Annotated in this window: 9 protein-coding genes; 5 read left to right on the forward strand and 4 right to left on the reverse strand. The window is 41.1% G+C overall.

Going from position 1 to position 12,180, the window contains the following annotated elements:
• Positions 1-186 precede the first annotated feature (186 nt).
• Positions 187-1,356: an N-acetylglucosamine-6-phosphate deacetylase gene (gene nagA / locus H6H03_RS19615; protein ID WP_190956757.1), complete on the reverse strand. Its 1,170-nt coding sequence runs from the start codon at positions 1,354-1,356 to the stop codon at positions 187-189.
• Positions 1,357-1,582: 226 nt separating this feature from the next.
• Here nagA and purE point away from each other — a divergent pair, with 226 nt between their 5' ends.
• The 3 genes from purE to H6H03_RS19630 all read left to right on the forward strand — a co-directional run bounded on the left by purE (position 1,583) and on the right by H6H03_RS19630 (position 6,257).
• The gene (gene purE / locus H6H03_RS19620) at positions 1,583-2,104 is read left to right on the forward strand and encodes a 5-(carboxyamino)imidazole ribonucleotide mutase (protein WP_190956758.1); all 522 of its coding nucleotides are present in this window, start codon (positions 1,583-1,585) and stop codon (positions 2,102-2,104) included.
• A 340-nt stretch (positions 2,105-2,444) separates the two neighbouring features.
• Positions 2,445-3,929, forward strand: coding sequence for an ammonium transporter (locus tag H6H03_RS19625; protein ID WP_190956759.1), 1,485 nt, complete (start codon positions 2,445-2,447; stop codon positions 3,927-3,929).
• Between the two features lie 765 nt (positions 3,930-4,694).
• Positions 4,695-6,257, forward strand: a complete 1,563-nt coding sequence (locus tag H6H03_RS19630; RefSeq protein ID WP_190956760.1) for an ammonium transporter — start codon at positions 4,695-4,697, stop codon at positions 6,255-6,257.
• Between the two features lie 121 nt (positions 6,258-6,378).
• Here H6H03_RS19630 and H6H03_RS19635 read toward each other — a convergent pair whose 3' ends face one another.
• On the reverse strand, positions 6,379-8,307 hold the full coding sequence (locus H6H03_RS19635) for a GTPase family protein (protein ID WP_190956761.1): 1,929 nt from the start codon (positions 8,305-8,307) through the stop codon (positions 6,379-6,381).
• A gap of 357 nt (positions 8,308-8,664) precedes the next feature.
• Complete coding sequence (cysC, locus tag H6H03_RS19640) at positions 8,665-9,282, reverse strand: adenylyl-sulfate kinase (protein ID WP_242057921.1); 618 nt, start codon at positions 9,280-9,282, stop codon at positions 8,665-8,667.
• A 289-nt stretch (positions 9,283-9,571) separates the two neighbouring features.
• Here cysC and H6H03_RS19645 point away from each other — a divergent pair, with 289 nt between their 5' ends.
• Together H6H03_RS19645 and H6H03_RS19650 are read left to right on the forward strand one after the other, a co-directional pair.
• Positions 9,572-10,525, forward strand: coding sequence for a phosphatase PAP2 family protein (locus H6H03_RS19645; protein ID WP_190956762.1), 954 nt, complete (start codon positions 9,572-9,574; stop codon positions 10,523-10,525).
• 351 nt (positions 10,526-10,876) lie between these two features.
• Positions 10,877-11,041 (forward strand): CopG family transcriptional regulator, encoded by a 165-nt coding sequence (locus tag H6H03_RS19650; protein WP_199338993.1) that lies wholly within the window; start codon positions 10,877-10,879, stop codon positions 11,039-11,041.
• A 269-nt stretch (positions 11,042-11,310) separates the two neighbouring features.
• On the opposite strand, the gene H6H03_RS19655 is transcribed toward H6H03_RS19650, so the two are convergent.
• Positions 11,311-11,685, reverse strand: coding sequence for a hypothetical protein (locus tag H6H03_RS19655; RefSeq protein WP_190956763.1), 375 nt, complete (start codon positions 11,683-11,685; stop codon positions 11,311-11,313).
• Positions 11,686-12,180 lie beyond the last annotated feature (495 nt).

Consider the following 12,180-nt stretch of genomic DNA (forward strand, 5'->3'; position numbering starts at 1 on the left):
AGACGTAGCAGTGCTACGTCTCTACATTCTTTTTCGGAGATGTCTATTAGTTATAGCAGAGAACAGGCAACAGGCTTAAAAGTATCTTGGTGTCAGAGTTCTACTCTCAGGTTATCTCCTAGCCTAGCTGGAAACTGCTATATCTTTTAACCCGCTAGAGAATCAATCCTCTGGCGGGTTAAGCTACTATAATCTTTGCCAAGATAGTTCTTTTGTCGGTTCATCCCAATGCCAGCGTAATAAATTAGCGGTTTGATCTGGGGCAATTCCTGGCAAACCAATTGCTTGTCTTGGTGCATTGGTAGCTAATAAAATCGCACTTTCCACGTCGCAAATTCCCCACTTTACCAAATTCTGCACTCCTACCAATAAGGGTAAAGTCGTTCCTGATAATGTGCCATCTGGTAATCGTGCTGTACCATTTTTGACTTCAATTTGCCGACTGTCCCAAGGATACACCCCATCGGGCAACCCCAGAGGTGCAAGGGCATCGCTAACCAGAAACAGCCCTTTTTCTCCATCACTGGCACGCAGTAAGATTTGCAACATGGTAGGTGAAACATGCTCTCCATCAGCAATAAAACCACACATAACATGCGGATCGGTAATTGCTGCCCCTAATAGCCCAGGTTGGCGATGATGTAGTGCTGGCATAGCGTTGAAGGCATGGGTTACCATCGTTGCGCCTAGTTCAAAGGCGTGTTGCGCTTCTGCCGCCGTCGCTTGGGAATGTCCTAAACTGACGGTAATTCCCAAAGAATGCAAATATGGAATAACTTCACCACTAGGATCTAATTCCGGCGCTAAGGTGATAATTTTTACAATATCAGCATAATCTCCTAAAACCCGCTTTACCTCATCAATTGTTAAGGGTAAGAGGTACTCTGCCGGGTGTGCGCCGCGCTTGTGGAAATTCAAAAATGGCCCTTCTAAATGTACTCCAAGAATTTTGGCGTATGACTTCGCCCCTAAGCTGTCTTTTTCAGTAAAATTAGCTATAACTGCAAGCGATCGCTGAATATTTTCTACCGAAGTTGTTACAAGCGTCGGTAAAAATCCATCTACTCCTACATCCCACAAATATTGGGTTATTTTCTCAAGGAGATGAGCGTTTTCAGCCTTCAAATCAGGAAATGCCAATCCCAATGCACCGTTAATTTGCAAATCAACGCCGCCTAGAGAAATCCAGTCACCTGCTACATTTAGTAGGGCTGTATCACTGTGCGCCCCTAATGCACTCATTGGTAAGATTTGCTCAATTATTCCCTGTTGATTAATCAAGAGCATTTGCAAATCTTTGTAGCCAGGTACTCTAGCATTGATAATTTGTAGGGCACTTTGTGTTGCTTGAGTCATCACATTCGCGAGAATATAGCTAAATCTGATTGTAAAAGGGACTGGGGATTAGGGATTGGGGACTGGGTGTAAAATCGAAAAATTATGGTAGTGGGTAATGACCAACCACCAAATTTTAAAAAACTTTTTCCCAACCAACGGCGTTCCTCAGCTTAGCTGCACTAACGTCGCTACCAGTTAAATTGAACAATTGGGCATTAATCGAAAATCCAAAATCTAAAATTCTATGGCTCCTTTAGTTGGTATTATCATGGGCAGCGATTCTGATTTGCCCACCATGAAAGACGCGATCGCAGTTTGTAACGAATTTGGCGTTGAAAATGAAGTGGCGATCGTCTCGGCTCATCGTACCCCAGAACGCATGGTGGAATATGCTAAACTCGCACACCAACGCGGCATTAAAGTAATTATTGCTGGTGCGGGTGGTGCTGCTCATCTACCTGGAATGGTAGCCTCTTTAACTCCCCTTCCTGTCATCGGTGTTCCTGTGGCTACTCGTAACTTACAAGGCTTGGATTCGTTGTATTCAATAGTACAGATGCCTGGTGGTATTCCCGTAGCAACAGTGGCGATCGGTAATGCCAAAAATGCTGGACTTTTAGCAGTACAAATACTCGCAACAGCACAACCAGAATTACTAGAAAAAGTCCAAAAATATCGCCAAACTCTATCTGAATCAGTACTCGCCAAGCAAGCCCAACTAGAAAAACTCGGTTATGAGCAATATTTAAAAAGCGCTGAATTCTAAGTTGTTAATTTTACATCTTAATTCACGTGAAACACAGCTTAAAAGTAACAAATAGTTAAATTTTCGTATAAAAAATTAATAATACACAAAATTATCTGATTTTCATACCGAAAAATAATCAGTCGCAAAGGATATAGTTGCTTTATTTTGTTGTATCAGGAGTTATGTTGTTATCTCATAATCAAAAAAATGTATTAAAAAATACAGTTTTTTGGTTAAAGTAAATAGACAATCAATCAAATTTATACCTCAAACGTATAAATTTACCAAAGTGCAGCAAGATGTTGTTGAGCCTATTACCAACATCGGCGATCGCTTTTCCAGCAGCAAAAAGTGAGCAATGAATAACCGTATTCGACCCTGGCATCGCCTAATGGCGCTAGGTATCGGTTCAATGGTATTTGCAGTTCTAGCGCCGACAGTTGTCCAGGCGGCAGATCCTCCTACTGTGCAATCTTTATCGGAAACGACGACAAAGCTGCAAATTTCGATTGATACTACCTGGGTACTACTATCTGGTTTTTTAGTATTCTTTATGCAAACTGGCTTTGCGATGTTAGAAGCAGGTTTGCTCCGGCAAAGAAGTGTAGTTAATGCCTTATTGGAAAACTTCATTGATGCCGCTGTAACCATTTTGGCATGGTGGGCGATCGGCTTTGGTATCGCTTTTGGTACGAGTGCTGGCGGTTTGTTTGGCATAGATACCTTCTTCCTCAGTCAGCTACCAGCTGCTGATGGTAGCTATCCATTGGGCGCACCTGGTTCTACAGCCGCTATCAATACCTATACTCTGTTTTTCTTCCAATTTGCTTTTGCTGCTACTGCCAGTACCATCACCACCGGTTCAATGGCTGGAAGAACCGATTTTATTGGTGATTTAATTTACAGTGGCATTATGGGTGCAATTAGCTACCCACTCGTAGTTCATTGGGCTTGGAACTCCAATGGCTGGTTAACCAAGCTGTACTATCATGATTTTGCTGGTAGTTCCGTTGTTCACACTGTGGGTGGCTGGACAGCACTAATAGGTGCTTATTTACTTGGCCCTCGTCCTGGTCGTCCGGCTTGGGGCACACTACCACCAGCGCACAATTTGGGCTTAGCAACTCTGGGAACAATGATTTTATGGTTTGGCTGGTACGGGTTCAACCCTGGCTCAACTCTTAGCACGGCGAATCCAGGATTAATGGGCTTAGTAACAATTAATACTACATTATCAGCTGGAGCAGCGGCACTGGCAACGATCGTTTTCCAATACACCCGCACAGGGAAATGGGATTTGGTTTATTGTCTCAATGGTTCTCTGGCTGGATTAGTAGCAATTACAGCACCTTGCGCTTTCGTTGCTCCTTGGGCAGCGGTTTTGATTGGCTTAACGGCTGGTGTTTTGGTTGTACTTGGAGTTGATTTGATCGAGTCACTCCACATTGACGATCCGGTGGGGGCATTTTCCGTACACGGTATCAATGGCATGATGGGTACTCTCTCAGTAGGCTTCTTCGGTCAAGCAGAACTGACACTGAACAAAAAGGCAGGTTTATTTTTAGGTGGTGGCTTTGATTTGCTGGCTATACAACTTTTAGGCTTAGTAGCGATCGCAGTTTTTACCGTCGCCTTCGCCTTTTTAATGTATGGTAGTCTCAAAGCAATAGGACGCTTACGTGTAAATCCTGAAGCCGATCGCATCGGTATCGATGCTTACGAACACGGTGTCTCAGTATGGCCAGATGTTTACGCCATCGTAGAAGCAGAAAAAAATCACACTCAAACTCCTGAAATCAACACTTTTGAGAGCGATAGAGCAAGTAATGATGCTGATGGGTGAAAAATAGTTATTGCTAATTAATTAGATATTTTGCCCACTATTAACATATTTTTGATTTGAGCTATTTATAGCAGTTGAAGCATAGTTTAGGAACCGTAAAATACTGACACTAACAAGCTCTCATACTTGTTACCAAGAAGGGGAAAGGGTAAGGGGTAAGGGAAGAAGAAAAAACTTTTGCCCACAAGGTATAAAGCCCCTGTTTTGAAAAATGGAGAACAAAAAAGAAGATTGAGGAGATACATAGTGCGATAAAAATTGCCGACTCCATGCCTTGAAACCCCTGTTTTGAAATTGCTGGTTCCTTTCCCCTTTCCCCGCATTTCTCACAAGTTTGAAATGTAGAGGGGCAAAGGGGTAGAGGGAAAAGAACAAGGCACATTGAACTGTCCCCTGCTCCCGTGCTCCCCTGCTCCCCTGCTCAAGGTTTTGAGAGATGTGGTGAGAAATCCTGGTTTCCCCCTCTTTTTCATCTATTGCTTATTACCTATTCACTGCTATACCTGTAAAAATATATTTTTCAGAGAATAAAGATTAAGTAAAGTAGATTTGATTCTTGGATAAAGTATATCTGAATTTATGAAAAAGATATTAAAAAAAGATTTACAAATGTACTAATATTTTTTTAAACTTCTACTAAGGTTATTTGATTTTCTGGTTTGGAAACAAGTGGTCTCAAGGAAAAATATCAAAAGTTAGTGGATTTAACTTTCTGTTGAGTTTTTCCTATTTTGAACGATGTTTTGAAGAATGATGTTCAAATTCATGTACAAACAAAAATCGAACCCAAAAAGAAGGCATATGTCTGTAAGAAATTACAGAGAATTTGCACAATCAAACTCAAAAGTCAAGAGATTTTATTTAGCACTTAAGCGACTAACTCCCAGTTGGCAAGCCTGCTTACCTTTAGCCTTTCTGATTGTATTGGGCTGGGGTTATGCCGCAGTTGCCCAAACTCCAGCCGCCGGTCCAACCACAGCAGAACTCAAAGTTGCTCTCGATACTTTGTGGGTTGCGATCGCGGCATTTTTAGTATTCTTCATGAATGCTGGTTTTTGTATGTTAGAAACCGGCTTCTGTCGCCAGAAAAATGCAGTCAACGTTCTTGCCAAAAACTTGATTGTATTTGCTCTAGCCACCGTTGCTTTTTGGGCAATTGGCTTTGGCTTAATGTTCGGTGATGGTAACGATTTCATTGGTTTGAATGGGTTTTTCTTAGCAGGAGAAGATAACAGTCCCGCCACAGGAGATGCTTATAAAGGTATTTTCAGTGCCATTAGTTGGGCTGGCGTACCTCTAGCAGCCAAATTTTTATTCCAGCTAGTATTTGCTGGGACAGCAGCAACAATTGTTTCGGGTGCAGTTGCTGAAAGAATTAAGTTTATTGACTTCCTCATTTTCAGCCTCTTACTCGTAGGTATTGCCTACCCCATCACCGGACATTGGATTTGGGGAACTGGTTGGCTAGCAGATAAAGGTTTTTGGGATTTTGCTGGTTCTACAGTTGTTCACTCCGTCGGTGGCTGGGCAGCTTTGATGGGAGCAGCATTTCTGGGGCCCCGCATTGGTAAATATCAAGACAAGCAAGTTGTTGCCCTACCCGGCCACAACATGAGTATTGCCACCTTGGGTTGTTTAATTCTTTGGTTGGGCTGGTTTGGTTTTAACCCCGGCTCAACAATGGCTGCCGATCCTAGTGCAATTACTCACATTGCTTTAACAACTAACATGGCTGCTGCTACTGGTGGTATTGCTGCCACAATTACAGCTTGGCTTTACTTAGGTAAGCCAGACCTGTCAATGATTATCAATGGTATTTTGGCTGGCTTAGTTGGGATTACAGCGGCTTGTGCCTTCGTCAGCATTGGTAGTGCTTTCATTATCGGTTTAATTGCTGGAGTAATCGTAGTTTTCTCTGTCACATTCTTTGACAAACTTGGCATTGATGACCCAGTGGGAGCTACCTCAGTTCACTTAGTTTGCGGGATCTGGGGAACTCTAGCAGTCGGTCTATGGTCTGTTGGCCCTGGTGTTTACTCCTGGTATAGTGAAACACTTGGCCCAGCAAAAGGTTTATTTGCAGGTGGTGGCTTTGGACAGTTGGGCGTTCAATTACTGGGTATTATCTCAGTAGGTGGCATCACTGTTTTACTCAGTAGTATTTTTTGGTTAGTTCTCAAAGCTACTTTAGGTATCAGAGTATCCAAACAAGAGGAATTAGAAGGCCTGGATATCGGCGAACACGGCATGGAAGCTTACAGCGGATTCTTAAAAGAAGCTGAGGCAACTGCGTTTTCTGAAGGAGAAACTTCAATTGGAAAATTTTGAACTTTCCCCTGACTAAAGTCCAAGGATTCTAAATTGTTGCTACGAGGTGCGGCATAGATGTGTACCTCGTAGTTTTTTATGGTGGGGGTAGCGAGGAACGAGCGTCATTACAAATTACGAATTACGAATTACGAATTTGATTTAAGGTAGATAAATACTTCTTAAAGCGATCGCCAAGTTGTTCCACAGTCAAATTTTGAGTCCAATATTCCACTAAGGCGTGACCAAATGCCCAGGCATTTTGTTCGGCTGAACCGGAGTTTTCTAACAGCAACGGCCACAAAGATAGTAAATCAAAATTCAGCAGGTTAGAGCTACCTGTATTCAACAGCGAGAAAAGCTCATAGGCCATTTGGAGTTTACCAATTACAATTGGTAGCTGTTCCACGGGAATTTGTTCTGCCAACACATAAGCTAAAGTTGGAGATCCAGTTGATAAGGTAGAAATAAACTGAAGAACTGGACTTTTAAGCAGTGATGCTAATCCCTTGGTTGTCGCCATTTGAAAAGTGTACTGGTCGATGATTTTCGCAGCAGCAACGGTGCGGGCTTCGAGGTTACGCAAAAACCGGGCGAGACGGAGTTGTTTTGCAGGGGCGATGGCATTTACTAATCCCAACGATAACGCTTCCACTCCCCAAGCAACTCGATTTGTTTTACTATCAGCCGTAACTATCGGGAAAACTAAATTGCAATATTCACCCAGTAGTTTAGCGCGATATTCAGTAGCTTCACGAATCGCAATTTCCTTGGGACGATCGCCCCATTCCCAATCATAAGGCGGTTGCCATTCGCGGATCGGACGCAGACGATCTACCTGAGTCACAACTGCGATCGCTGGTAAATCTGTAATTTCTGCTCTCATGTCTTGGAGAAAGTCTACATCCATTTGCAAGGCAGGATCTAGCGCTGGGGTCGCTAACAACAATAAATCTGCGTTGACCGCATAATCAAGCACTAAATTTCGGAAATCTGTACGGTTGACTTGTTCGTAACCAGGTGTATCTAAAAGCGTCAAGGTTTCCCCAGTTTGAGACTGCCATTGGTAATTTTGAATGCGATCCGTACTAGGCAAAACATCAACGGCTGCGAGATCTGCTTGAAATAGGGTGTTAATTAAGCTGCTTTTTCCCGAACCCGTGCGTCCTACCAGCAGAATATTGGCGGGTTTTTGTTCAACCACCTCGGCTGGTTGCGCTTGAGTGAGGATTTCTTTGAGTGTTTGGGTTTTTGCTTTGGGTAGGGTTGGCGTAGTTGAAGATACTGAAATCGGTAGCGTGCTACCCCCGTAAAGGGCGATCGCTTGCTTGCATAAATTCCTCAGGGCAACTTCCCGGAATAATTGGCTCAAATTCACCAATAATTGCTCAGTTGCGCGGTTACTTGAACCTTGGCTAACTTGTTTTGCTACCGCCGCTACTGGATTTAATAGCCACTGTGCCCAGTTCCAAGCTTTCCAGAATTTCCGGGCAGATGGTTCTAACTTGCGGTAGACTTCATAGGCTTGGTATGCTTGTCCGACTGTTACCTGATTGAGTACCGGGGATAAATTTTGCATCCACAAATCCACGTCATCCACTGTTCCCCGAATCAAGCCGTAAGCTTGGGGTACGTAAATATTCAGTAGCGGATACTGAACTTGAGGATTGTAAATATGAGCGATCGCTACAACTAAATCCTGACATCGCGTCCAAAAAGTTTGCCAATCTTCCCAAATCGGGCGATCGCTTTGTGCAACTTGCAAAATCTCTTGCAGGGCTGCTTGGGCTTGCTTAGTCGTGTCACCTCCTGCTGAGACTACCGTATCTTCTGCCGCCGATTCTAATTCTTGGTGAAATTCGGCTAATACAGCTTCTACCTGTTGTAAGGCGGGTTGAGTCCATTTGACTAACAGCCAACGCCAGCCAACAAATAAAAGAGTAAACACAGCCCAAATCCAATTAATCCCCCAAGTATGGATTTGCAAACCGGCAGATACCAGCAAGAAAATGATAATGAAAGCCATTGGTATTGCCAACACAACCCATTGCCACAGCTTTAATCGCACCATTGCCCTATACCTTTTGAGTTTTTGCAAAAGTCTCTCTTGTAAAAAGTTTATCGTTTTCAATTTGGGCAAGATAAAGCGATCGCTCTATTGGCATAGTTGCTGAAGCTGGCAAGAGAGTTATGAATAATACCAATTTATGGGTTCTTGGCAACTTTTGGCGAGCTTGGTTGAGGCAAGGCAGAAGGCAGACGGCAGAAGGAAGGAGGAAAGAAAAATTCCCACAATCGAACCAGTGCAAGGATTATAGAACATCTGCATCACAAAAAAGCCTTCTTACGATCGCCCGTCTTGGTCACAAGTCCCACGCTTGGATAACAAAACGTCTTAAAACCTTCTGCCTTCTGCCCTTCTTTGTAATTATATTTTTCCCTGTGCCCGAAGATAATTTAAAACTTTTTCTACACACTGAGCTACAGTTTCTTTATGGGTTTTGAGAGTTATATCTGGGTTTAAAGGCGGTTCGTATGGAGAAGAAATTCCTGTAAATTCAGCAATCTCTCCAGCTAAAGCTTTTTTATACAAACCTTTAATATCTCTTGTAATACAAACTTCCAAAGGAGTATCAACAAAAATTTCGATAAAATTGGGGATTTCAAATTTGAGTTCTTCGCGGCTATCTCGATAAGGAGAAATTAAAGCCACAACAGTATTAATTCCATGTTTATTTAAAAGTCCACAAACAAAACCAACTCTAGCAACATTGGTATTTCTATCTTCACGAGAAAAACCTAAGCCTTTAGAAAGATTAGTGCGGATGATATCACCATCTAAATATTCACACGGAACTGATAATTGCTCTAGTGCTTTAATTATTTCTATTCCTAAAGTTGACTTTCCTGCCCCAGATAATCCAGTTAACCAGCAAGTGAAACCCGGTGATTTCAAGTTATTCATATTTTGGAAAGTATTATTACAATCGGAATATTCCATTTGGTTTGAGGTGCGATCGCCAACCCTCTGTTTAACATAATTCAAGCCGCGATCGCCACTACCTTAACAACTGTTTCCGGAATACTTGCTCTATCCCAAAATATTCAGTTACCCTACCTGAAGCCAACTTCTCTGGGTGTAGCTTCTTCAACCAGCCTACGCAACTTCAGGTTTTTGTCTCTAACACCAAGTCTATTGTTTTATAATTACAGTAGTTTTCACCTATTTTGACCACAATCTTGTTTCTTGTTTGGCGTCAAATAAAAATAATGTGGTTTATTTCCCACAAAATCACTGTAAAATATCCTTTTACGAAAACTGATTAGTTAGAATAATGAACGCTGATTCGAGTCATCGCTACGATCGAAATATTTTGATTCAAGCTATACATACTGCCGTCAAAGGCAGAGCTAGATATAAAGTCAGTGGACTGAAGCATTCTGATAGTCTCAAAAAATACATAGTATCAAGATTATCACAGGAGAAAATAATTGCCCAATTCCAGGTTAATGATTTGACAGGAAATGTTCTTGTAATTTTTAATCAAGATTTGAGTCCAAATGCGATCGCCTTAATTCTCCAAAATATTGTTTTAGATTACACAAAAAAATTCAATAAACTACTTGTACCAAAAGTTGATATTAATGAAAAGCCTAAAACTTTACCTATATTTACAGTAAACAATCAGCTTATTCAATTATCTGGGGCTATTTTTTCCCTAGCTCTTTGTAGTGCATTGTTGCACAGATATGGTCTCGATCGCAGTATTTTGCTAGCAATCCAAAAGCTGCATACTCCACTTGTCGATCGGCTCATTGTTGGTATCACTTTTTTTGGTGAACCACTGGTTTTACTATTAATTAGTTTAGGAGTAGAAATTAATTGGTTATCTAATAACCGTCGCTGGCAAGCAACTACTTTGGGTATAGCTACCAGTGGTGCAATGGTTTTAATGGCATTGCTAAAAGTACTTTTTGGTAGGGCGCGTCCAACGCTGTGGAAGTGGATTATTAATGTCGGTCACCCCAGCTTTCCCAGTGGTCACGCCATGCTGTCTTTAGTCGTTTACGGTCTCATAGCCTACATTTTCGCTAAACAATATCCTCAAAGGCAAAAGCAAATTTTCACGTTGGCTGCTATTTTAATTATTGCCATCGGTTTTAGTCGGCTTTATCTAGGCGTTCATTGGCCGACAGATGTCTTTGTTGGTTATGCCGTAGGTTTATTATGCTTAGTCGCCTGCATAATTACCTTAGAATTAGAACAAAAATATCTTGCTTATGAGTAAATTTGTTACTAATGAATTCACCGCGATCGCTAATCATTTATTAATTAGGTTAAAAGGAAAAATTAATCCCAATTTATTCTTACTTTGGCTATTTCCCTCTACCCACATCAGTAATTTTCCTTGTTTATATGTATATTTTATTGCGACTTTAACATTATGTTTATAATTATTGCATTTTAATTAGCTAAACTTCACATTTTAGAGTAAAATTTACTTCTTCACGGTTAATCGAGAAATATAGCATTTATCTTCATTATTTCTTAAATGCAATTTCATGGATTCTACCATTGTAGTAACAGCATAAAAAACTGATATTAGAAAAGTAGTTGTAAAAACATAGTTTGTTGAATCATGAATAAAAAATGGGCTGTTAAACGATTTACAATCAATCTGGCATCAGAAGAGGCACAGAAGCTTGAGCAATACTGCTCAACTACAGGCAGACCAGCAACCGATGTCATTCGAGAGTTAATTCGCTCTCTTTCTACTAGTGAGGAAAAATTATCTCAAAAATAGAGCGTATTTGTTGAGCTAAGCAATAGGCAATAGGAAAGATTAATTTCAAAATTTCAAGCCTCTCCCCTATTAGGAGAGAGGCTTAGACAGAGGTTTTGCAGAACTTATAAATCTTCAACCGGCCTGATATTTAGAGGAGATCCCATGATTTGTTGCAGCGATGCCAAAGGTAGATAGAACTGTCAAGCCAATAGTATCGCTCTAATTTGTACATCAAAAGCGATGTCTGACGACAAGACGCTCCGCCTCTACGCCACAAAGTTTATCTATTACGTAGTAGGCAAGTCTCCTTCAGGTAAAATATTATCTATACTAAGTACCCAAGGTATACCTTTGTCAATTGGAGAACTAACAGTAATTCTAGCTCTGTTGCTAAACTGTTTTAACTTCTCAGCAAAATCGGGAACAGTTTTCATAATGTTGCGATAACTTTGCATATCGTGACAAATCATAATTAATATGAGAATGCCACTATTGATTTGGAAATACCAATGACAACTAGATAACAACATGCGTGTCATATTGTCACACGCCAAGAAAAAGCTTTTTTTAGTTGCTTCTTCAAGTTGTCTGAATAATATTTCACTCACTCTTATTGTTTGATTTGAAGGCAAATCATCTGGAGGTAGACAAGATTTATTCATAAAACTTTAGCCAGTGGCAAAGTACGACAATGATTCTTTGCACAAATATTGCAGAAAAATTCAGCCTTCACATAGGAATCCTAATTTGATTGGGTGAAAAAACTCGCCGTCAATTGGAAAAAGCTGATTCCCTACCTGTAGATACACAATTAATCGCGTACCAACTCCCTATTCTCTGACGGGAAAATCAAATCAGATTACCATAGCCGATTTTGCAATAGATATGTGCATATTCGTTTAACTGAAGCAGTAATTTTTAGTGAGGCAAAATTTACCCCAAAGAGCGAAATTGGTCGGTTGTGTATTCTTTAGGACTTATATGCTTTGGTCACATAGGTTAGGCAGTATTAATTGCTCAGAGCAATGAAGTAAATGGGTTTATACTTACCCCGGATTTCTCACCAAGATTGAAAGAAGAGGGGTCAAAAACTGCCAAAATGTATGTTGCAAAAGAATTCCAGCAGCTTAAAGCATGACCCCAAGTAAAAATCATTC

The sequence above is a fragment of the Nostoc paludosum FACHB-159 genome, assembly GCF_014698835.1.
Lineage (GTDB): Bacteria > Cyanobacteriota > Cyanobacteriia > Cyanobacteriales > Nostocaceae > Nostoc > Nostoc paludosum.

Bases quoted from the DNA above. Each gene is read 5' to 3' on its own strand.
- nagA (WP_190956757.1), bottom strand. From the start codon at position 1,356: ATGACTCAAGCAACACAAAGTGCCCTACAAATTATCAATGCTAGAGTA.
- purE (WP_190956758.1), top strand. From the start codon at position 1,583: ATGGCTCCTTTAGTTGGTATTATCATGGGCAGCGATTCTGATTTGCCC.
- H6H03_RS19625 (WP_190956759.1), top strand. From the start codon at position 2,445: ATGAATAACCGTATTCGACCCTGGCATCGCCTAATGGCGCTAGGTATC.
- H6H03_RS19630 (WP_190956760.1), top strand. From the start codon at position 4,695: ATGTACAAACAAAAATCGAACCCAAAAAGAAGGCATATGTCTGTAAGA.
- H6H03_RS19635 (WP_190956761.1), bottom strand. From the start codon at position 8,307: ATGGTGCGATTAAAGCTGTGGCAATGGGTTGTGTTGGCAATACCAATG.
- H6H03_RS19645 (WP_190956762.1), top strand. From the start codon at position 9,572: ATGAACGCTGATTCGAGTCATCGCTACGATCGAAATATTTTGATTCAA.
- H6H03_RS19650 (WP_199338993.1), top strand. From the start codon at position 10,877: ATGAATAAAAAATGGGCTGTTAAACGATTTACAATCAATCTGGCATCA.
- H6H03_RS19655 (WP_190956763.1), bottom strand. From the start codon at position 11,685: ATGAATAAATCTTGTCTACCTCCAGATGATTTGCCTTCAAATCAAACA.